Consider the following 20,292-nt stretch of genomic DNA (forward strand, 5'->3'; position numbering starts at 1 on the left):
GCTACTGCCGGCCGGTCCGCCTTGCGGGCAAGGTTACTGCGGCAGGACCGAGCGGTAGACCTCAAGCGTGGTCTCCGTGATCGACTCCCAGGAGAAGTGCTCCTCGGCCCGGCGCCGGCCGGCCCGGCCCATGGCGCGGGCACGCTCCGGATCGGAGACGACCTCGGTGAGGGCGGCGGCGAATTCGCGCACGAACTTCTCGGGATCCAGCGGGGTTCCGGTGCCGTCGGTGACCTGTTCGAGTACCACGAGCAGTCCGGTCTCGCCGTGCTGCACCACCTCGGGGATGCCGCCGGTGGCGCTGGCCACCACCGCAGCGCCGCAGGCCATCGCCTCGAGGTTGACGATGCCGAGCGGCTCGTAGATCGAGGGGCAGGCGAACGCGGTGGCGTGGCTGAGCACCTGGATGAGCTCGTGCCGCGGCAGCATCCGCTCGATCAGGACCACGCCGCTGCGCCGGGCCTGCAGGTCCTCGATCAGGCGCGCGGTCTCGGCGGCCAGTTCCGGAGTGTCCGCGGCGCCGAGGCAGAGCACCAGTTGCACGTCGGCCGGGAGTTCGGCGGCCGCCCGCAGCAGGTACGGGACGCCCTTCTGCCGGGTGTTGCGGCCGACGAAGACCACGCTGGGCCGGGCCGGGTCGATGCCGAGGGCGCGAATGGCATCGTCGTTCTCGTCCCGGTTCCACAGGCTGACGTCAATGCCGTTGTGCACCACCCGCACCTTGGCGGGGTCCACGTCCGGGTAGCTGCGCAGGATGTCCTGCCGCATGCCCTCGGAGACGGCGATGATCGCGGCGGCGGACTCGTAGGCGGTCTTCTCCACCCAGGAGGACACGGCGTAGCCGCCGCCGAGCTGCTCGGCCTTCCACGGCCGCAGCGGTTCCAGGCTGTGGGCGCTGAGCACGTGCGGGATGCCGTGCAGCAGGGCCGCGATGTGGCCGGCCATGTTCGCGTACCAGGTGTGCGAGTGCACAAGGTCGGCCCCGGCGACGTCGGGGACGATCCGGAGGTCGACGCCGAGGGTCTGGACGGCGGCGTTGGCGCCGGCCAGGTCCTCCGGGACGGGGTAGGAGGTCACGGTGGCACCGTGGTAGTCGGGATCGCGGGGGGCGCCGAAGGCCCGCACCTGCAGGTCCACGTGGCTGGCCAGGACGCGGCTCAGTTCGGCCACGTGGACGCCGGCGCCTCCGTAGATTTCGGGCGGAAATTCCTTGGTCACTATGTCTATTCGCACATTCCCCAAGGTAGTCGTTCGGGCTGATCTGTTCTAGTGTGAAGAGGTCCGGGCACACCGGACTGTTTTGGGGAGTTACGAAGGCGTTCAGGAGCGATCACCATGCCGCAGCAGAAAAAAGTCTTGGCCATTGTCCTCGCAGGTGGCGAGGGGAATCGGCTGATGCCGTTGACGGCGGACAGGGCCAAGCCGGCCGTCCCCTTCGCCGGCAGTTACCGGCTCATTGATTTCGCTCTTTCGAACCTCGTGAATTCCCGTTATTTGCAGATTGTGGTGCTCACTCAATACAAATCCCACAGCCTGGACCGTCATATTTCCGAAACCTGGCGGATGTCCACCCAGCTCGGCAATTACATCGCCTCCGTCCCCGCCCAGCAGCGCGTGGGCAAGAGCTGGTTCCTGGGCAGCGCGAACGCCATCTACCAGTCCCTGAACCTGATCCACGACGCCAACCCGGACATCGTCGTCGTGGTCGGCGCCGACCACGTCTACCGCATGGACTTCGCCCAGATGGTGGCACAGCACGTCGCCAGCGGCGCCAAGGCCACCGTGGCGGCGGTCCGCCAGCCGCTGCACATGGCGGACCAGTTCGGCGTGATCGAGGTGGACCAGAACGACCACCAGAAGATCGCCGCGTTCGTCGAGAAGCCCTCCTCCACCCCGGGCCTCGCCGCCGACCCCAGCCAGTTCCTCGCCTCGATGGGCAACTACGTCTTCGACGCCGATGCCCTCGTGGAGGCCCTGCACGTGGACGCCGAACGGCTCGACACCAAGCACGACATGGGCGGGGACATCATTCCCTACTTCGTGGACAAGGGCGAGGCCGGCGTCTACGACTTCACCACCAACGACATCCCCGGCTCCACCGAACGGGACCGCACCTACTGGCGCGACGTCGGCACCATCGACTCGTTCTACGACGCGCACATGGACCTGATCTCCCCCGTCCCGGTGTTCAACCTCTACAACTCCGAGTGGCCGATCTACACCCGGCAGAGCATCTCCCCGCCGGCGAAGTTCGTCCGCGGCGAGGGCAAGACCGTCGGCACTGCCCTGGATTCCATCGTCGCCAGCGGCGTCGTCATCTCCGGCGGCATCGTGGAGGGCTCCGTGCTCTCCAACGACGTCTACGTCAGCACCGCCAGCCGGGTCCTGGACTCGGTCCTGATGGACAAGGTGCAGGTCGGCCCGGGCGCCGTCGTGAAGCGCGCGATCGTGGACAAGAACGTCCGGATCCCCGCCGGCGCGGCGATCGGCCTGGACCCGGACCTGGACCGCGCCCGCGGCTTCAAGGTCACCGACTCCGGCATCACGGTCCTCGCCAAGGGCCAGGAGGTCCCGGAGCCGGGTGAGGCCGAGCGCGCCCTCTCCGCAGCGAACCTGTACCAGGTGCCGGATGCTGTCCGGACGGCCACCGAGAACTGGCCGGCCGGCCGGGAGTCGATGGAGAAGGTGGGCGAGGTGCACGCCGCCGCCGTCGGCGTCGAGACCCCGGCCGCCCCGCACACCCAGGCCCCGTAACCGACGGGGGCGTCGGGAGGAGCCCTGCGCTGCCGGTAAAATTGGCACAATGAGCTCCCCCGACCTGCCCTCCGAACCGGCCAGCGACACCCCCGCGGAGGCCGTGCCGGTGGCCGACCTCAGCCCCGAAGAGATCGCCGCCTGTCTCAAGGTGCTGAACACCATCCACGCCTACGACGACGAGCACCCGGACTATGTCGCCGTCCGCCGCGCTACCGGCAAGATGTTCAAGGCGGTCAAACGGCACCGGCGGACCACCAAGCGGGACCTGATCGCCGAGGCGGACCGGGCCGTGATCGCCCAGACCGCCACCGCCGCCCCGGACCGGATCGACGACGAGACCCGCGGCAACAAGCTCGCCACCTCCGCCACCGGGGAGGTTGCCGGCCACCTGATCCGGTCCCGGCCCTGCTACATCTGCAAGCAGCACTACACCCAGGTGGACGCCTTCTACCACCAGCTCTGCCCGGAGTGCGCGCTCTTCAGCCACAGCAAGCGCGACGCCCGCACGGACCTGACCGGACGCCGGGCGCTGTTGACCGGCGGCCGGGCCAAGATCGGCATGTACATCGCCCTGCGGCTGCTCCGTGACGGCGCCCACACCACCATCACCACCCGGTTCCCCAAGGACGCCGCCCGCCGGTTCGCCGCCATGGAGGACAGCGCCGACTGGCTGCACCGGCTGCGGATCGTGGGTATCGACCTGCGCGACCCCTCCCAGGTGATGGCCCTGACCGATTCCCTGGACGCCGCCGGCCCGCTGGACATCATCATCAACAACGCCGCCCAGACCGTGCGCCGCTCCGGCAACGCCTACAAGCCCCTGGTCGACGCCGAGGATGAGCCGCTGCCGGCCGAGCTGCAGGCCGCGAACGGTGGCCCCGAGCTGGTCACCTTCGGTCACGCCCACGACAAGCACCCGCTGGCCCTGGCCTCCTCCGTGCTGGACCACCCGGTGCTGGCCGGGGACGCCATCACCTCGCTGGCGCTCTCGACCGGCTCGGCATCGCTGGAGCGCATCGCCTCGGGCACCGCAATCGACGCCGGTGGCCTGGTCCCGGACCTGGCCACCATCAACAGCTGGACCCAGGTGGTGGACGAGGTGGACCCGCTGGAGATGCTCGAGGTCCAGCTCTGCAACGTCACCGCACCCTTCCTGCTGGTCAGCCGGCTGCGGCCGTCGATGCGGCGCTCGGACGCCCGGCGCAAGTACATCGTGAACGTCAGCGCCATGGAGGGCCAGTTCTCCCGTGCCTACAAGGGTCCCGGCCACCCGCACACCAACATGGCCAAGGCCGCGCTGAACATGATGACGCGCACCAGCGCCAAGGAGATGCTGGAAACCGACGGGATCCTCATGACCGCCGTCGACACCGGCTGGATCACCGACGAGCGGCCGCACTACACCAAGGTCCGGCTGATGGAGGAAGGCTTCCACGCCCCGCTGGACCTCGTGGACGGTGCCGCGCGGGTCTACGACCCGATCGTCATGGGCGAGGCCGGGGAGGACCAGTACGGGGTGTTCCTGAAGGACTACAAGCCCAGCCCCTGGTGACGCCACGGGCCTAATGGCCCTGATCCGTGCGGGGGCGCCTCCGTACCGTGGACCTGTGACTACGACGACGCCTCCGCCGGATTTCAACCTGTCCATGGACCAGTGCTGGGCCCTCCTCGACAGCGAGGTGGTGGGCCGGGTCGCGCTGATCGTGGACGGCCATCCGGAGGTCTTCCCGGTGAACTTTGTCCTGCACCGCCGCTCGATCGTCTTCCGCACCGCCGGCGGCACGAAGCTCTGGGGCGCAATCACCGCGAAGCCGGTGGCGTTCGAAATCGACGGCTACGACGCGCACGAGGAAACAGCCTGGAGCGTCATGGCCCGCGGCGAGGCGGAACTGGTCGAGGACCAGGCCGAGAAGGACGCGGTGGACGCCCTGCTGCTGGAACCCTGGCAGCCGGGAGAGAAGAGCTTCTACGTGCGGGTGCCGCCCAAGGCGCTGACCGGCCGCCGGTTCAAGGTGACCCAGCCCGATGTCTGGAAGACCCGGCTGGCGGACCCGCGGCGAGCCTCTTTCGAGTAGAGCCTTCGGGGGCGCCGGCAACTCTTCCTAGCGCCGCTTCTCCGGCGTGTGCACCACGAGGACCGGGCAGTGTGCATGGGCCACGAGTGCAGAACTGACCGAGCCGAGCAACAGTCCGCCGAAGCCGCCGTGGCCGCGCCGGCCCAGCACCATCAGGTCCGCGTTGCGGGACTCGTCGATGAGGACCCGCCGCGGGTTGCCCTGCACCAACCGGGATTCGACGTTCTCCGGGAGCGTGTCGCCGAAGGCGGTGTTCAGCGCGTCCTGCAGGATCTCTCCGGCCCGGACGTCGAAGTCGTTGATGCCCATGGCCACATACCCGTCGTAGACCGGCGGGAAGTCCCAGCAGGCCAGGGCGGTGACGCGGGCATGGAACGGCTCGGCCAGGACCCGTGCCTGCCGGAGGGCCTCCACCGAGGCGTCCGAACCGTCGACGCCTACCAGGATGCTGCGGATGCCCTGTGCCTCGCTCATCTGTGTTCCCCTTCGCTTGCCCGCCTGTGTTGCCTTGTGCCGTGCCCGAACCCGTTGCACCGGTGGGGCATGGCTTCAAACACTACGGCGACGGCGTTCCCCGGCTAGGGCCAAAGGTCACCTTTCCCGGCTCCGCCGCGCCGGGGGACGAACGGCCCTTTACGCAGGTGAGCACGGGGGATGAGAATGGCCGTGGCAGCGGTTTACCGGCGGAGATCCCGTCGGCACAGCCCACCCGGGGACACGGTTTCGGGCGCACCGCCGCCGCCGTGGCTTCGGGGGGAGCCACAGTTGCATGAAGGTTGGATCGTCAGTCTGCCGCAGTCCGCTGCCGGCAGGACGCGTGAACAGGGCGCCGGCCGGGCGCCGGGGTCCGTCAGGCTCCCGGGCAGCCTCGGACGGCGGCCGGATGGGAAACACATGATTGCCTGGGCAGATGCCGGTCTCACCGCACCAGAGGGCACCGCGGCGGTGATCAAGGTCTTCATCCTCGACGACCACGAGCTGGTCCGCCGCGGATTGCAGGAACTCCTCGAGGGCGAGGGATTCCAAGTCGTCGGAAGTTCCGGCTCCGCAGTGGAGGCCACCCGACGCATCCCGGCCCTGCATCCGGACGTCTGTGTCCTGGACGCCCGGCTGCCGGATGGAACCGGGATCGAGGTCTGCCGCGACGTCCGCTCCATCGATCCCTCGTTGAACTGCATCATCCTCACGAGTTTCGACGACGACCAGGCACTGCGTGGCGCGGTCCTCGCCGGCGCGTCCGGCTACATCCTCAAAGAGATCGGCGGGACCGACCTGATCGGGGCGCTGCGGCGCGCCGCGGCCGGCGAGTCGCTCTACGAAAAGGGCGTGGCGGAGGGCGTCATGGAGAGCCTGGTGGAACCGGAGGAAGTCGATCCGCGGACCGCCGCGCTGACGCCGCAGGAACGCCGCGTGCTGGAGCTCGTGGGCGAGGGACTCACCAACCGGCAGATCGCCGCCGAGATGTTCCTCGCCGAAAAGACGGTGAAGAACTACGTCTCCTCGCTGCTGGCCAAGCTCGGCTTCGAGCGGCGGACCCAGGCCGCGGTGTTCATCGCCAGCCCGGCCGCGCAGCACGCCAACGGCGCCTGAGCCGGTCGCCACAGGTCCCCGGGCACGCAGGCCTGAAAACGACGCCGGCCTGCGCCCGGGCTAGAGCGGGACGGACCACTCCACGCTGGTTCCCTCGTCCGGGGCTGAGACGATCACGCACTCGCCGTCGAGCATCCGTGCCCTGTCCTCCAGATTGGCCAGGCCGTTGCGGGCCGCCGCGTTGGTGAAACCCGACCCGTTGTCCGTCACCACCACCGTGACCCGGCCCTTCACCACGGCCACCGAAACGGAAATCGCGTCCGCGCCCGAGTGCCGGATGGCGTTGCTCAGCCCCTCGGAGACCACGGCCACCACATTGTCGGCCTTCTCCGCCGGGACGGTGTCGATCGGGCCGGTCAGCGTCAGCCGCGGCGTGAACGGCAGCGATTTCGCCGAACTCCTGGCCACGCGGCGGATCCGTCCGCTGAGCGGGTCGGAATCGGTCTGGCTGTGCCGGAGCGAGTAGATGGTATCCCGGAGACTGCGGATAGCTTCGTCGAGCTCGCCGGTAATGTTCCGGATCCGTTCGGTGGCGAGGTCGTCCTTGGTGAAACGTGCCAGGCTCTGGACGCTGAGGCCCGCGGCGAAGAGCCGCTGGATGACCAGGTCGTGCAGGTCACGGGCGATCCGGTCCCGGTCTGTGAAGACGAGCAGTTCCTCCCGGAGCCGGTGAACGCGCGCCAGTTCCATGGCCAGCGCCACGTGCGAGCCAAACACGGCCCCCATCTCCCGATCGGTCCGGTCGTACGGGGCGGCCTCGGGCTCCCGGGCAAGCAACAGAAGTCCGTGGTGGGAGCCGCGGGCGCTGAGGCCGACCGCCAGCAACGGTCCGGTGCTGTGGTCATCGCATAGTTCCAGCACGCTGGAGGCCGAGGGAAAGAGGACCGGTTCGCCACCGGCGAGGACATCCTGCAGTTCGGGATGGTTCAGTAGGAGCGGGGCGCCGCTGAAGTCGGCAGCCTGCTCCCCCGCCGCGCCGACCACCACGTGGCCAGCGGCTGAGTCGGCTGGGGCGACAATCAGAGCGAGCCGGGACCGCGATTCGAGCCGGGCCCGCTCGGCAATGGGATCGAGGTCGGATTCGAGGTGGTCTCCGTCGCCGGCGAGCATCGTGCCCGTGACATCCATCGACGCCTCCAGCCAGCGCGCGCGGCGCCGGGCGTCGTCGTACAGGGTGGCGTTCTCGATCGCGACGGCGGCCGCCGCGGCCAGCGCCACGGCCAGGGCCTCGTCCTCATCGCTGAAGTCCTCTCCCCCGGCCTTCTCGGTCAGGTAGAGGTTGCCGAAGACCTTGTCCCGGACGCGGATGGGGACGCCCAGGAAGGTGTTCATCGGCGGGTGGTTCGGCGGGAAGCCGGTGGCCTCCGGGTGGGCGCCGAGCTTGTGCAGTCGCAGAGGCTTGGGGTCGCTGACCAGCAGGCCCATGACCCCGTGGCCGGTGGGCTGGCGGCCGATCCGGGCGGCAGCCGCGGCGTCGATGCCGACGGTGACGAAATGGTTCAGGGTGTTGTCCTCTCCCATCACGCCCAGGGCGCCGTAACGTGCGTGCAGGAGGGTGCAGGCGGATTGGACGAGGCGTTCCAGTACGGCGTCGAGGCTCAGGTCCTCGGCCAGGGCCACCACCGCTTCCAGCAGTCCGGCCATTCGTTCCCGGGATTGCATCAGTTCCCCGCCCCGGGTGACGAGATCCCTGAGTACGTCTTCGGCTTTGGCGTTGCCGGACGCTATTGAGTCCGGTCCCTGATCAAGAGACTGCATGGTGCCCCCGCAAACTGTGCAAGATGCTGACATCCACCATCCACGCTGATGGTTTGCTGTCAGAATACTCCCACTCCCGGGCGCCGGGGGCCAGAGCCGAAGCACCCCACTTGCGGCCCGGCGGGACGTTGGTCCCTAGATTGCCCCGGGCCCTCTGGCATAAGCTCGCCGCCATGAGCACTGACCCGCAGCAGACAGGGCACCCCGTGGACAAAAAGGACGCCGCATCAGGACCGCACGCCGTCGAAAACCTGGACAACCACGAATGCTGGCGGCTGCTGCGCAGCGTCAGCGTCGGCCGGATGGCGGTCTGGGTGGATGACCATCCGGATATCTTCCCGATCAACTACAAGGTGGACCACGGCACCCTGGTGTTCCGCACCGCGGACGGCACCAAGCTCCAGGCCGCCACGGGCGACACTCCGGTGGCGGTGGAGGCCGACGGCGTGGACGCGGACACCGGGATCGCGTGGAGCGTGGTGGTCAAGGGCCAGGCCGCCCCGGTGAAAAACCAGGAGGAAGTGCTGGACACCGTGGGCCTGCTCCTCTTCCCGTGGCAGGCGGGAAAGAAGGAACACTTCGTCCGGATCACCCCGGATTCCGTGACCGGACGCCGCTTCAAGATCGTGCCGCCCCTGACCTGGTGGACGCCGCTGGACGACGCCACCCGCTCCGGCCTGGAGTAGCCGGACGGCGTTGCCCTATCCGGTGCCTGCTCAGGCCAGGCGGGTGATCTCCACCGTCACGGACAGTGCCGAACCGCCGCCGCCGGAGAGGATGCCCTTCAGCGGGGGCACGTCCCGGTAGTCCCGGCCGCGGGCCACGGTGACGTGGAAATCCCCGGCAGGCTTGTGGTTCGTCGGGTCCCAGCTGCGCCACTCGCCGTCCCACCACTCCAGCCACGCGTGCGACTGGCCGGCGACGGTCTCGCCGATGGCCGCCGTCGAGCGCGGGTGCAGGTAACCCGAGACATAGCGGGCGGGGATGCCGCAGCTACGCAGCGCGCCGATGGCCAGGTGGGCCAGGTCCTGGCAGACGCCCTGACGCTGGTTCCAGGCCTGCTCGGCGTTGGTGGTAACGCCGGTGGAGCCCTTCATGTAGGTCATCTCCCCGCGCATCCACTCGAACACGGCCATGGCCGCCTCGTGCGGGTTGCGGCCGGCGACGACGCCGGGGACGATGTCCAGGACCTCCGCGCCGGGACCGGTCAGCTGCGACTGCGGGATCCAGTCGCTGAACTGGTCCAGCGTCTCCGGGGCGGTGAGCACGTCCCAGCCCACGATGTCGGCCTCCGAAGGGATCCGCTCCACCCGATGCACCTCCACGGTGGTGGTGGAGAGGACCTCGAGGTGCTCGTGCGGCATCTGCATGTCGAACGCCGTGACCCGGGTGCCCCAGTAGTCCCGGTAGCTGCTGAGCGCTGCCTGCGACGGTGAGACCTTCATGGAAGACTCCAGAACCACCTGCTGGGGGTCCGTCAGCGGCGTCATCCGGGCCTCGTTGTAGGAGAGGGTGACGCGCTTGTTGTACTTGTACGCGGTCCGGTGCGTGATGCTCAGCCGGGTCATGAAACTTCTCCCACCCAGGCCAGTTCGTCTGCCTGATTGAAGTACTTACGGGAAATGGCGTCCGAGGCCTGCGAGACGGCCTTCTGCACGCGCTCCATGTGCTCGGGGAGCTCGGACATCAGGTCATCGGTCCGGTGGAACTCGAGGAAGGTGCGGGCCTGGCCCACGATCCGGCGCGCATCGTTGATGAAGCCCACACGCTGGGCCGACGGGTCCAGCTTGGCCAGGCAATCGTCCGCGTCGCGCAGCGCGTACACGATCGAGCGCGGGAAGAGCCGGTCCAGCAGCAGGAACTCGGCCGCGTGCTGGTCGCCGAAGGCCGCCCGGCGGGTGCGGAGGAAGGATTCGTAGGCGCCGGCGCAGCGGAGCATGTTCACCCAGGACATGCCGGCGGAGAGTACGTCGCGAGTGGAGAGCATGCGCGCGGTCATGTCGGCGCGTTCCAGCGACCGGCCGAGGACCAGGAAGAGCCAGCTCTCGTCGTGGCTGACGGTGGTGTCGGCGAGGCCGCTGACCATGGCGGTCCGCTCCAGCACCCAGTTGCAGAACCGGTAGGTGCCCACCACGTCCTTACGGTGCTGATTCAGCCCGTAGTAGGTGGTGTTCAGGCTCTCCCAGAGGCCGGAGGAGACGGTTTCCCGGGCGCGGCGGGCGTTCTCCCGGGCGGCGCCGAGCGATCCGGCGATGGAGGTGGCGCTGTGCTTGTCGTAGGCCAGGTCGTGCAGCAGCTCGTCCAGGCCGAAGTCCTCGGACTGGGGACGGGCGCCCATGACGGCCAGCAGCTCCCGGGCGACGCTGCGTTGTTCCTCCATCGGCAGGTGGTTCAGGCGCTCCAGGTGGACGTCCAGAATGCGCGCGGTGCCGTCGGCCCGCTCCACATAGCGGCCGATCCAGAACAATGATTCCGCGATCCGGCTAAGCATGCTCGGGTACCTCCTGGGCCTCGGCCATCTGCTGCTGTTGCTGTTCCTTCTGGCTGTCGCGCCAGTTGCTTTCCACCGGCCAGACCGAGACCCGCTCCCGGATGGCGAAGGCCGGCTTCGGGATGACCTCCACGGGCACCTGCGCCGAATCGGCCAGCACCCAGGTGTCCTTGGACCCGCCGCCCTGGCTGGAGTTCACGATCAGGGAGCCCTCCTTCAGCGCTACGCGGGTCAGGCCGCCGGGGAGCACCCAGACGTCGTCGCCGTCGTTGACCGCGAAGGGGCGCAGGTCCACGTGCCGGGGGCCGAACTTGTCGCCGCTGAGGGTGGGGACGGTGGAAAGCTGCAGCACCGGCTGCGCGATCCAGCCGCGGGGGTCGCTGATGATCCGCTTGCGCAGGGCGTCGAGCTCCTCGCGGGAGGCGTCGGGTCCGATCACCAGGCCCTTGCCGCCGGAGCCGTCCACGGGCTTGACCACCAGTTCATCCAGCCGGTCCAGGACGTGTTCGCGGGCTTCCTTCTCCTCCAGCCGGAAGGTGTCCACGTTCGCGATCACCGGTTCCTCGTTGAGGTAGTAGCGGATCAGGTCCGGGACGTAGCTGTAGACCAGCTTGTCGTCGGCGACGCCGTTGCCCACGGCGTTGGCGATGGTCACGCCGCCGGCGCGGGCGGCGTTGACCAGGCCCGGACAGCCGAGCATGGAGTCGGAGCGGAACTGCAGCGGGTCGAGGAACTCGTCGTCGATGCGCTTGTAGATGACGTCCACGCGCTGCTCACCGGCGGTGGTGCGCATGTAGACGCGGTTGCCGCGGCAGATCAGGTCGCGGCCCTCCACCAGTTCGACGCCCATCAGGCCGGCCAGCAGGGTGTGTTCGAAGTAGGCGCTGTTGAAGACCCCCGGGGTCAGGACGACGACGGTGGGGTCGTCGACGCCGGAGGGCGCGGTCTTACGCAGGGCCGAAAGCAGGCGGCGGGGGTATTCCTCGACCGGGCGGACGCGCTGCTGGCCGAAGGCCTCGGGCAGGCCCTTGGCCATGGCGCGGCGGTTTTCGAGGACGTAGCTGACGCCGGAGGGGACGCGGACGTTGTCCTCCAGGACGCGGAAGGTTCCGGCCTCGTCACGGATGACGTCGATGCCGGAGATGTGCACGCGGACGCCGCCGGCGGGCTCGAACCCGTGGACCTGGCGGTGAAAGTGCGCGCTGGTGGTGACGAGCTGCCGCGGGATAACGCCGTCGGAGACGACGGCCATCTTGTCGTAGACGTCATTCAGGAACGCCTCGAGCGCCTTGACCCGCTGGGCCACGCCGCGTTCCAGGACGGTCCACTCGTCCGCCGGGATGACGCGCGGCACGATGTCCAGCGGGAACGGCCGCTCCTCCCCCGCGAAGTCGAAGGTGACGCCGCGGTCCAGGAAGGTGCGGGCCATCGAATCGGCGCGGGCGGTGACGTCGGCGAGGGAGAGTTCGCGGAGCGCCCCGGCCACCTGGCCGTAGGAACGGCGGGCCTGCTGGCCGGGCGCGAACATCTCGTCGTACGCCCCGCTGCGGCCGGCGGCCTCGGAGTAATCCTGAAAAAGGTCAGACATGCCCACTAGCCAACCATTTTTTGGTCCCGATTTCATATCGGCGCACCCCTTTTGGCGTGTTGCAGCCCACGCGGTGCCGTGGTACAGCTCACGCCGGCTCCGGGGCGGGTGACGGCGACCGATCCGGTGGCATGGCAGGCAGGGTTTTCCCGCCGAAATGGGGATTCCGGGCCCGATGCGGCACAGTGGACCCGTGCCACGAGACCTTCACCCTTTCACCGCTTCCCTGCGCGGCCTGCCGCCGCTACTTCCCGGGCTGCTGGCCTGCGCCGCCGCCGTCGCTGCCGCCCTGGCCGTCCACGCGCTGGTGCCCGCGCTGCCCGCCATGACGGTTGCCGTCGTGCTCGGCCTGCTCGCCGCGAATCTCCCGGGCATTTCCGCCTGGACGTCCGGGCCGGGCCGGGCGGGACTGGGGTTCGCCGGGAAGCACCTGATGCGCAGCGGCATCGTGGTGCTGGGCCTCAAGGTCAGCGTGGTGGACGTCCTGGGCCTCGGCTGGCCCGCGCTGCTGCTGATCACCGGCGTCGTCCTGGTCTCGTTCGCCGGCACCTATGGCATCGGCCGGATCTTCCGGCTGCCCCCGAGCGTGTCGCTGCTCATCGCCACTGGCTTCGCGATCTGCGGCGCCTCCGCGATCGGGGCCATGGCCGCGGTCCGCCGCATCCGGCAGCAGGACACGGTGTTGCCGGTGGCCCTGGTGACGCTCTGCGGCACCCTCGCGATCGGCGTCCTGCCGCTGCTCACCGGCCCGCTGGGACTAGGCCCGCAGCTCTTCGGCGCCTGGGTGGGGGCATCCGTGCACGACGTCGGCCAGGTGGTGGCCACCGCGCAGACCGCCGGCGCCGCGGCCCTGGCGGTGGCGGTGATCGTGAAGCTGACCCGGGTGCTGCTGCTGGCCCCGATGGTAGCCGTCGCCGGGCTGCACCACCGGCTCCGCGATGATTCCGGCGGGACCATGCCTCCGGTGGTGCCCTTGTTCGTGCTGGGGTTCGTCGCGATGGCCGCGCTCCGCTCCACCGGGGTGCTGCCCGCGGGCGTGCTGGAGGCGGCCGCCCTGCTGCAGGACATCCTGCTGGGCATGGCCCTGTTCGGGCTGGGGTCCGCCGTCCGGGTCCGCGAACTGCTGCGGACCGGCACCCGGGCGCTGCTCGCGGCCCTCGCGGCGTGGCTGCTGATCGCCGCCCTCGGCCTGGGCGCGGCGGTCCTGATGCTGCCCGGGCACTGAGCTGCGCGGGGCGCCTGCGTGATTAGATAGCAGCGTGTCCAACCAGAATTTGACCAGTGAAGAAGCGGCCGCCCGCTCGGCCCTGATCACCACGCACAGCTACGATGTGTCCCTCGATGTCCGGCAGGCCGCGGACCCCACGGTGGCCGGCTACCCCAGCCGCAGCGTCATCACCTTCGCCGCCGCCGAACCAGGGTCCAGCACCTTCCTGGACTTCATCAGCTCCGAGGTGCACAGCGTGTTCCTCAACGGCAAGGGCCTGCCCGTGGCCGACGTCGTCGACGGATCCCGGATCCGGCTGGACAACCTGCAGGCCGAGAACCAGGTCACCGTCACCGGCACCGCGCTGTACAGCACCTCCGGGGAAGGCATGCATCGGTTCTTCGACCCCGCCGACGGCCAGTGCTACCTGTACACCCAGTACGAGCCGGCTGACGCCCGCCGGGTCTTCGCCAACTTCGAACAGCCGGACCTCAAGGCAGAGTTCACCTTCCATGTGATGGCGCCGTCGGGCTGGCAGGTCGCCTCCAACGGCGTCGAGGCCGCCCGTACCCAGCTCACCAGCGACCCGGCCACCAGCCGCTGGGACTTCGCCCCGACCAAGCCGGTGTCCACGTACATCACCAGCGTCCTCGCCGGCCCCTACTTCCGCGCGGACAGCAGCTGGCAGGGCACCCTCTCCGACGGGACCGCACTGGAGGTGCCACTGGCCGTGTACTGCCGGGCGTCGATGGCCTCCTCCTTCGACACCGATGAGCTGTTCCGGTTGACGGGCAACGGCCTGGACTTCTTCAATCGGCTCTTCGACTACCCCTACCCGTGGGGCAAATACGACCAGGCGTTCGTCCCCGAATACAACCTCGGGGCGATGGAAAACCCGGGCCTGGTGACCTTCACCGAGAGCTACGTCTTCACCTCCCGGGCCACGGATTCGCAGTACCAGGGCCGGGCCAACACCCTCTTGCACGAGATGGCGCACATGTGGTTCGGCGACCTGGTCACGATGCAGTGGTGGAATGACCTCTGGCTCAAGGAATCCTTCGCCGACTACATGGGCACCCTGGGCGTGGACCGGACCACGGACTGGGACACCGCCTGGGTGAACTTCGCCAACAACCGCAAGGCGTGGGCCTATGTCCAGGACCAGCTGCCCACCACCCACCCGATCGTGGCGGACATCCCGGACCTGGAGGCCGCCAAGCAAAACTTCGACGGCATCACCTATGCCAAGGGCGCCTCGGTCCTCAAGCAGCTGGTGGCCTATGTGGGGTTTGAGGACTTCATCGCCGGCTCACGCCGCTACTTCCGCGACCACGCGTTCGGTAACACCACCCTGGCCGACCTGCTGGCCGCCCTCAGCGCCGCCTCCGGCCGGGACCTGGGCCCCTGGGCCCGGCAGTGGCTGCAGACCTCCGGGATCTCCACTCTCACACCCGAGATCACCGACGAGGACGGGGTGCTGACCGCCGTGGGCGTGCGACAGGACGCCACCGACCCGGTGACCGGCTCCCCCGAACCCCGCCCGCACCGGCTGCGGATCGGCCTCTACAACCGGGATGCGGACGGCGCCCTGGTCCGCACCGCCAGCGTGGAAACCGACGTTGACGGCGGACACACCGCCATTCCGGACCTCACCGGAAAGCCCCGGCCGGAGCTGCTGCTGGTCAACGACGAGGACCTCAGCTACGCCAAGGTCCGGCTGGATCCGGTGTCCGAGGCCACGGTCCGGGAATCCCTGGACCGCATCACCGACCCGATGGCCCGCGCGCTCTGCTGGACCGCGCTCTGGGACTCGGCCCGGGACGCCGTCACGCCCGCCGCGGACTACGTGGCAGCGGTGCAGCGGTTCGGTCCCGCGGAAACCGGCATCGGCGTGCTGCTCGCGATTCTGGGCAACGCCGCCACCGCCGTCGAACGCTACGTCCCCGCCGCGGAACGGGACGCCGTGCGCCGCACCTTCCTGGACGCCGCCGTCGCCCAGCTCGAGCAGGCCGGCCCCGGCTCGGACCAGCAGCTGGCCTGGGCCCGCACCGTTGCCGCGGCCAGCCGCCACGACGGCAGCCGCCTGCCCCTGCTGCGCGGCCTGCTGGACGGCAGTACCGTGATTGAGGGGCTGGCGGTCGACGCCGAACTCCGCTGGAACCTCTGGCACGCCCTCGCCGCCAACGGCCAGGCCGACCCGCACGAGCTCGACGCCGAACTCTCCCGCGACAACACCGCCTCCGGCCGTTCGGGACACGCCACGGCCCTGGCCGCACGGCCCGACCCGCAGGTCAAGGCCAAGGCGTGGGAGGCCGCTGTCAACGGCACGGACCTGTCCAACCAGCAGCTCAGCGCCACGATCGCCGGCTTCACCACGGCGCGCGCGGAATTGCTGGCCGGCTTCGTGGACCCCTACTTTGAGGCGCTGGAGCGGGTCTGGGGCAGCCGCAGCATCGAAATCGCCAGCAGGATCGTCCGCGGGCTGTACCCGGCGGGGCAGGATCTCAGCGGCCACGCCCCGGCAGAGCACCCGGTGGTGGTCAGGACGGACCGCTGGCTCACCGAACACGCGGACGCGCCGCGGGCCCTCCGACGGATCGTCATCGAGCAGCGCAGCCACCTGCTGCGGGCGCTCACCGCGCAGGCCGCCGGCTAACGCACCCGCCCGCTAACTTACCTCCAGCGGGCAACGGCAGCCGGCTGGCTGCCGTTTACGGACGTGGCGGGTGCGGGCTACGGGACCCGGTGCAGCCACTCCTCGGTGGCGAACTTGGCCTCCACCCGCGCCCGCGCGGCGTCGAGTTCGACGTCGGTAAGCTCGGCCGGCGTCGCGCCGTACCGGTCGGTGAACACCTCGATCATCGCCGCCACGATGTCGGCCCGGCTCAGGCCGGTCTGGCGGCGCAGCGGGTCCACGCGCTTCTTGGCGCTGGTGGTGCCCTTGTCCGAGAGCTTCTCCTTGCCGATCCGGAGCACCTCGACCATCTTGTCGGCGTCGATGTCGTAGCTCATGGTCACGTGGTGCAGCATGCCGCCGTTGGCGAGCCGTTTCTGCGCGGCGCCGCCGATCTTGCCCTGGTCCGTGGCGATGTCGTTGAGCGGGACGTAGAAGGCGTTGATGCCCACCTTTTCCAGGGCGGCGAGGACCCAGGCGTCCAGGAAGCCGTAGGAGTCGGCGAAGCTCAGCCCGTCCACCAGAGTCTGCGGCAGGTAGAGCGAGTAGGTGATGCAGTTGCCGGCTTCCATGAACATGGCGCCGCCGCCGCTGATCCGCCGGACCACGCTGATGCCGTGCCGGCTGACGCCCTCGGGCTGGACCTCGTTGCGGACCGACTGGAAGCTGCCGATCACCACGGAGGGCTCCTCCCAGTCCCAGAACCGCAGGGTGGGATTGCGGCGCCCGGCACCGACCTCCTCGGTGAGGACCTCGTCCAGGGCAACGTTCACTTGCGTGGGCAGCACCGTGGGGGCGATGACGTTCCAGTGGTGGTCGCCCCAGCCGGTGGCCTTGGCCAAGGCCCTGCGCACGGCGATCGCGACGGCCTCGGCGGACAGGCCGAACAGCACGGTGCCCTCCGGCAGCGCCGCGGTGACGGCGGCGGCGAGGTCGGCCGCCGGAGTCTCGGCGGGGAGCCCGGTGAGGGCCCGGTTGATCTCCGGCAGCGCCTCGTCGGGCTCGAGGAAAAAATCGCCGCTGATGGACACGTGTCTGAGCACGCCGTTGTCCACCTCGAGGTCGGCGACCACCAGCTTGCCGCCGGGGACCTTGTATTCGCCGTGGCGGCGGCCGCCGTCGCCGTTTCCGTCTGCCGTTGCGGGGGTGGAAGAGGAGGAAGTCATACCCTCAATCCTGCCACGAGCGCGGCGGCGGGACAGGGCGGCGGTTAACGCGAAAGGCCCGCACCGTTGCCGGTGCGGGCCTCCCAAGACCTTGGAGCAGAATTACTTCTTGCCGCCGAAGCCCTTGAAGCGAGCGTTGAAGCGCTCGACGCGGCCTGCGGAGTCCATGATGCGCTGCTTACCCGTGTAGAACGGGTGGGACTCGGAGGAGATTTCGACGTCGATGACCGGGTAGGTGTTGCCGTCTTCCCACTCGATGGTCTTCGAGGAAGAAACGGTGGACTTGGTCAGGAACTTGACGCCGGAAGCCAGGTCGTTGAAAACAACAGCTTCGTACTTCGGGTGGATATCTGCCTGCATAATTGGACCTTTGTTCGCGCAACTGGATTTTGCCAGCTGCCAGGTATGAGTTGGAGTTGGCGTGCCGATCACACGGCACGGCCAGCTGTAAATGATACCGCAGTCACGGGCCTCCCGCGAACGCGGGGCCGCAGGTGCCGGCGCCAGGTACGTGCGCAGGCCAGGGCGCCGCCTCAGCGGGCGCGGAGTTCCCAGAACGCGACCGCGGAGGCCGCGGCGACGTTCAGCGAGTCCACGCCGGGACGCATTGGGATCTTGACCGCGAGGTCGACGGCGGCGAGGGTCTCCGGGCTCATGCCGGCGCCCTCGGTGCCGAGGACCAGCGCCAGCTTCTCCGGGTTGCGTGCGGCGAGCTCGTCGACGTCGACGGCGTCGTCAGTGAGCTCCATGGCGGCCACGGTGAAGCCGTGGTCCCGGAGGACGGCAAGGTCCGCGGGCCAGTCCTCCAGCCGCGCCCAGGGCACCTGGAAGACCGTGCCCATGCTGACCCGGACGCTGCGGCGGTACAGCGGGTCCCCGCAGCGCGGCGTCACCAGCACCGCGTCCAGGCCCAGGGCCGCGGCGGAGCGGAAGATGGCGCCGACGTTGGTGTGGTCCACGATGTCTTCGAGCACGGCGATGCGGCGGGCGCCGGCGAGCAGCTCCGGCAGCGGCACCGGGGCCGGCCGGTGCATGGCGGCCATGGCCCCGCGGTGCAGGTGGAATCCGGTGATCTCCTCCAGCAGGGCGGCCGGGCCGACGTAGACCGGGACGTCCGGGTACTGCTCGAACACGTCCGCCAGGTCCGCCAGCCACTTTTCGGCGAGGAAGAAGGACCGGGGCCGGTGGCCGGCGGCGAGGGCCCGGCGGAGCACACGGGAGGACTCGGCGATGTAGAGGCCCTCGGCGGGTTCGCGGATCTTGCGGAGGTGGACGTCGGTCAATTGGGTGTAGTCGGCGACGCGGGGATCGTCCGCGGACTCGAGGTGGTGCAGGGGCATCTCAGTTCACCAGCTTCGCGATCATGAACCCGAGGGCTACCAGGCCCAGGGTAAAGATGACGCCGCGCAGCACGGCGGGCGGGAGCCGGCGGCCCACCTTGGAGCCGATGAACCCGCCGATCAGGGAGCTGACGGCGATCAGCGCCACGGCGGGCCAGCTGATCCGGTCGAACGCGAAGAGCAGGTAGGACGCCGCCGCGACGATGTTCACGCCGAGGACCAGGATGTTCTTCATGGCGTTGGCGTTCTGGATGGTTCCGGCCATGAAGACGCCGAGGATCCCGACCAGGAGGATGCCCTGCGCGGCCACGAAGTAGCCGCCGTAAACCCCTGCCAGGTAGACCAGCACTACGAGCAGGGCGCTGTGCCTCTTGTCCCTGGCGGCGGTCTCCGGATCCGATTCCCGGTTTTGCACCCAGCGCTGCAGCCGCGGCTGGAAGGCCACCATGAGCAGGGCCAGGACGATCAGTCCCGGGGCGGCGTACTGGAAGACCACCTCGGGAAGGTGCAGCAGCAGGTAGGCGCCGGTGATGCCGCCCAGCAGGGAGGCGGGCAGCAGACGGATGAGCTGGCTGCGGCGGCCGGCGAGTTCCTTGCGGTAGCCCCAGGCGCCCGCGGCGTTGCCGGCCACCAGTCCGGTGGCGTTGCTGATCGAGGCCGTGACCGGCGCGAAGCCGAGGGCGATCAGCACCGGGAAGGTCACCAGCGTGCCGGAGCCCACCACGGAGTTGATGGTCCCGGCCCAGAGGCCGGCGAAGAAGACAAAGATGCTGCCGAGAAGGTCCACGCGCGTTCAGGGACCCCGCTTAGCGGCGGGCGGTGGCGGTGTAGCGGCCCCCGGTTTCGGTGACGTCCAGCTCGACGCCGAAGGTCTCGCCGAGGTTCTCCGCGGTGAGCGTCTCGCGCAGCGGCCCGGCGGCGACGATGCCGCCGTCGCGGATCAGCAGGGCGTGCGTGAAGCCCGGCGGCACCTCTTCGAGGTGGTGGGTCACCAGGACGATGGCGGGGGCGTCCTCGTCCGCGGCGAGTTCACTCAGCCGCTGGACCAGGTCCTCGCGCCCGCCGAGGTCCAGGCCGGCGGCCGGTTCGTCGAGCAGCAGCAGTTCGGGATCGGTCATCAGGGCGCGCGCGATCTGGACGCGCTTGCGTTCGCCCTCGGAGAGGGAGGCGAAGGGGCGGTTGAGCAGTGGGCCCATCCCCCATTCGTTGAGCAGGGCGAAGGCGCGGCGCTCGTCGTCCTTCTCGTAGCCCTCGCGCCAGCGGCCGGTGACCCCGTAGGCGGCCGTCACGACGACGTTGAGGACCTTTTCATGTTCGGGGATCTGGTTGGCCAGCGCCGCGGAGGACAGGCCGATCCGGGGCCGGAGTTCGAAGACGTCGACGGCGCCCATGACCTCGTCGAGGATGCCGGCCTTGCCGGAGGTGGGGTGCAGGCGGGCCGCGGCGACCTGCAGGAGCGTGGTCTTGCCGGCGCCGTTGGGGCCGAGGACCACCCAGCGTTCGCCCTCCTTGACCTGCCAATCCACCTTGTCCAGGAGCGTCTTCGCCCCGCGGACAACGCTGACGGCGGCCAATTCAAGAACTTCACTCATAGGAGTAGACACTAGGACAAAAAAGCTGACGATTGATAACCGGAGCGGCGCACC

18 protein-coding genes are annotated in these 20,292 nt (G+C 69.3%); 7 read left to right on the top strand and 11 right to left on the bottom strand.

Annotated elements, in window-relative coordinates:
• Nucleotides 1-33 precede the first annotated feature (33 nt).
• Nucleotides 34-1,233 carry a glycogen synthase gene (gene glgA / locus AB0O44_RS11160; RefSeq protein WP_364137364.1) on the bottom strand — a complete coding sequence of 400 codons (1,200 nt, stop codon included), beginning with the start codon at nucleotides 1,231-1,233 and terminating at the stop codon, nucleotides 34-36.
• A 96-nt stretch (nucleotides 1,234-1,329) separates the two neighbouring features.
• On the opposite strand from glgA, the gene glgC reads away from it, so the two are divergent.
• The 3 genes from glgC to AB0O44_RS11175 all read left to right on the top strand — a co-directional run bounded on the left by glgC (nucleotide 1,330) and on the right by AB0O44_RS11175 (nucleotide 4,832).
• A complete protein-coding gene (gene glgC / locus AB0O44_RS11165) occupies nucleotides 1,330-2,754 on the top strand; it encodes a glucose-1-phosphate adenylyltransferase (RefSeq protein ID WP_364137940.1) in 1,425 nt (474 codons plus the stop codon).
• A gap of 103 nt (nucleotides 2,755-2,857) precedes the next feature.
• Nucleotides 2,858-4,309, top strand: a complete 1,452-nt coding sequence (locus tag AB0O44_RS11170; RefSeq protein WP_364137942.1) for an SDR family NAD(P)-dependent oxidoreductase — start codon at nucleotides 2,858-2,860, stop codon at nucleotides 4,307-4,309.
• Nucleotides 4,310-4,403: 94 nt separating this feature from the next.
• Nucleotides 4,404-4,832: a pyridoxamine 5'-phosphate oxidase family protein gene (locus AB0O44_RS11175; RefSeq protein ID WP_364137944.1), complete on the top strand. Its 429-nt coding sequence runs from the start codon at nucleotides 4,404-4,406 to the stop codon at nucleotides 4,830-4,832.
• A 27-nt stretch (nucleotides 4,833-4,859) separates the two neighbouring features.
• On the opposite strand, the gene AB0O44_RS11180 is transcribed toward AB0O44_RS11175, so the two are convergent.
• On the bottom strand, nucleotides 4,860-5,306 hold the full coding sequence (locus tag AB0O44_RS11180) for a universal stress protein (RefSeq protein WP_364137366.1): 447 nt from the start codon (nucleotides 5,304-5,306) through the stop codon (nucleotides 4,860-4,862).
• A gap of 420 nt (nucleotides 5,307-5,726) precedes the next feature.
• On the opposite strand from AB0O44_RS11180, the gene AB0O44_RS11185 reads away from it, so the two are divergent.
• A complete protein-coding gene (locus AB0O44_RS11185; protein ID WP_290258882.1) occupies nucleotides 5,727-6,422 on the top strand; it encodes a response regulator transcription factor in 696 nt (231 codons plus the stop codon).
• 60 nt (nucleotides 6,423-6,482) lie between these two features.
• Here the strand turns inward: AB0O44_RS11185 and AB0O44_RS11190 are convergent, their stop codons facing one another.
• Nucleotides 6,483-8,180: a GAF domain-containing protein gene (locus tag AB0O44_RS11190; protein WP_364137368.1), complete on the bottom strand. Its 1,698-nt coding sequence runs from the start codon at nucleotides 8,178-8,180 to the stop codon at nucleotides 6,483-6,485.
• Nucleotides 8,181-8,353: 173 nt separating this feature from the next.
• On the opposite strand from AB0O44_RS11190, the gene AB0O44_RS11195 reads away from it, so the two are divergent.
• Nucleotides 8,354-8,866 (top strand): pyridoxamine 5'-phosphate oxidase family protein, encoded by a 513-nt coding sequence (locus AB0O44_RS11195; RefSeq protein ID WP_364137370.1) that lies wholly within the window; start codon nucleotides 8,354-8,356, stop codon nucleotides 8,864-8,866.
• Between the two features lie 30 nt (nucleotides 8,867-8,896).
• On the opposite strand, the gene AB0O44_RS11200 is transcribed toward AB0O44_RS11195, so the two are convergent.
• The 3 genes from AB0O44_RS11200 to AB0O44_RS11210 are packed head-to-tail and all read right to left on the bottom strand — an operon-like array spanning nucleotide 8,897 to nucleotide 12,259.
• Entirely contained in the window at nucleotides 8,897-9,748 is an 852-nt protein-coding gene (locus AB0O44_RS11200; RefSeq protein WP_364137372.1) for a transglutaminase family protein, read from the bottom strand.
• Complete coding sequence (locus AB0O44_RS11205) at nucleotides 9,745-10,671, bottom strand: alpha-E domain-containing protein (protein ID WP_290258886.1); 927 nt, start codon at nucleotides 10,669-10,671, stop codon at nucleotides 9,745-9,747. Before AB0O44_RS11205 ends, AB0O44_RS11200 begins: the two co-directional genes overlap by 4 nt.
• Entirely contained in the window at nucleotides 10,664-12,259 is a 1,596-nt protein-coding gene (locus AB0O44_RS11210) for a circularly permuted type 2 ATP-grasp protein (RefSeq protein WP_364137374.1), read from the bottom strand. Before AB0O44_RS11210 ends, AB0O44_RS11205 begins: the two co-directional genes overlap by 8 nt.
• 193 nt (nucleotides 12,260-12,452) lie before the next feature.
• Between AB0O44_RS11210 and AB0O44_RS11215 the strand changes: the two genes are divergently transcribed.
• On the top strand, nucleotides 12,453-13,484 hold the full coding sequence (locus tag AB0O44_RS11215; protein WP_364137376.1) for a putative sulfate exporter family transporter: 1,032 nt from the start codon (nucleotides 12,453-12,455) through the stop codon (nucleotides 13,482-13,484).
• A gap of 34 nt (nucleotides 13,485-13,518) precedes the next feature.
• Nucleotides 13,519-16,122, top strand: a complete 2,604-nt coding sequence (gene pepN, locus AB0O44_RS11220) for an aminopeptidase N (RefSeq protein WP_364137378.1) — start codon at nucleotides 13,519-13,521, stop codon at nucleotides 16,120-16,122.
• Between the two features lie 77 nt (nucleotides 16,123-16,199).
• Here pepN and AB0O44_RS11225 read toward each other — a convergent pair whose 3' ends face one another.
• The 5 genes from AB0O44_RS11225 to AB0O44_RS11245 form a co-directional block, all read right to left on the bottom strand.
• On the bottom strand, nucleotides 16,200-17,306 hold the full coding sequence (locus AB0O44_RS11225; RefSeq protein ID WP_364137380.1) for a lipoate--protein ligase family protein: 1,107 nt from the start codon (nucleotides 17,304-17,306) through the stop codon (nucleotides 16,200-16,202).
• A gap of 102 nt (nucleotides 17,307-17,408) precedes the next feature.
• Nucleotides 17,409-17,666, bottom strand: coding sequence for a type B 50S ribosomal protein L31 (locus tag AB0O44_RS11230; protein WP_290258891.1), 258 nt, complete (start codon nucleotides 17,664-17,666; stop codon nucleotides 17,409-17,411).
• Between the two features lie 173 nt (nucleotides 17,667-17,839).
• Nucleotides 17,840-18,646, bottom strand: coding sequence for an RNA methyltransferase (locus tag AB0O44_RS11235; protein WP_364137383.1), 807 nt, complete (start codon nucleotides 18,644-18,646; stop codon nucleotides 17,840-17,842).
• A 1-nt stretch (nucleotide 18,647) separates the two neighbouring features.
• Complete coding sequence (locus tag AB0O44_RS11240; protein WP_364137385.1) at nucleotides 18,648-19,433, bottom strand: sulfite exporter TauE/SafE family protein; 786 nt, start codon at nucleotides 19,431-19,433, stop codon at nucleotides 18,648-18,650.
• Between the two features lie 19 nt (nucleotides 19,434-19,452).
• Complete coding sequence (locus AB0O44_RS11245) at nucleotides 19,453-20,238, bottom strand: ABC transporter ATP-binding protein (protein WP_364137387.1); 786 nt, start codon at nucleotides 20,236-20,238, stop codon at nucleotides 19,453-19,455.
• Nucleotides 20,239-20,292: the final 54 nt, after the last annotated feature.

The organism is Arthrobacter sp. NPDC080082 (assembly GCF_040686595.1).
In the GTDB taxonomy this organism is placed as follows: domain Bacteria; phylum Actinomycetota; class Actinomycetes; order Actinomycetales; family Micrococcaceae; genus Arthrobacter.

What these genes read in the sequence shown, in the direction of transcription:
- AB0O44_RS11210 (WP_364137374.1), bottom strand. Translation starts at nt 12,259, where the DNA reads ATGTCTGACCTTTTTCAGGATTACTCCGAGGCCGCCGGCCGCAGCGGG.
- AB0O44_RS11245 (WP_364137387.1), bottom strand. Translation starts at nt 20,238, where the DNA reads ATGAGTGAAGTTCTTGAATTGGCCGCCGTCAGCGTTGTCCGCGGGGCG.
- AB0O44_RS11225 (WP_364137380.1), bottom strand. Translation starts at nt 17,306, where the DNA reads ATGACTTCCTCCTCTTCCACCCCCGCAACGGCAGACGGAAACGGCGAC.
- AB0O44_RS11205 (WP_290258886.1), bottom strand. Translation starts at nt 10,671, where the DNA reads ATGCTTAGCCGGATCGCGGAATCATTGTTCTGGATCGGCCGCTATGTG.
- AB0O44_RS11195 (WP_364137370.1), top strand. Translation starts at nt 8,354, where the DNA reads ATGAGCACTGACCCGCAGCAGACAGGGCACCCCGTGGACAAAAAGGAC.
- AB0O44_RS11235 (WP_364137383.1), bottom strand. Translation starts at nt 18,646, where the DNA reads ATGCCCCTGCACCACCTCGAGTCCGCGGACGATCCCCGCGTCGCCGAC.
- AB0O44_RS11230 (WP_290258891.1), bottom strand. Translation starts at nt 17,666, where the DNA reads ATGCAGGCAGATATCCACCCGAAGTACGAAGCTGTTGTTTTCAACGAC.
- AB0O44_RS11200 (WP_364137372.1), bottom strand. Translation starts at nt 9,748, where the DNA reads ATGACCCGGCTGAGCATCACGCACCGGACCGCGTACAAGTACAACAAG.
- AB0O44_RS11185 (WP_290258882.1), top strand. Translation starts at nt 5,727, where the DNA reads ATGATTGCCTGGGCAGATGCCGGTCTCACCGCACCAGAGGGCACCGCG.
- AB0O44_RS11180 (WP_364137366.1), bottom strand. Translation starts at nt 5,306, where the DNA reads ATGAGCGAGGCACAGGGCATCCGCAGCATCCTGGTAGGCGTCGACGGT.
- AB0O44_RS11175 (WP_364137944.1), top strand. Translation starts at nt 4,404, where the DNA reads ATGGACCAGTGCTGGGCCCTCCTCGACAGCGAGGTGGTGGGCCGGGTC.
- AB0O44_RS11190 (WP_364137368.1), bottom strand. Translation starts at nt 8,180, where the DNA reads ATGCAGTCTCTTGATCAGGGACCGGACTCAATAGCGTCCGGCAACGCC.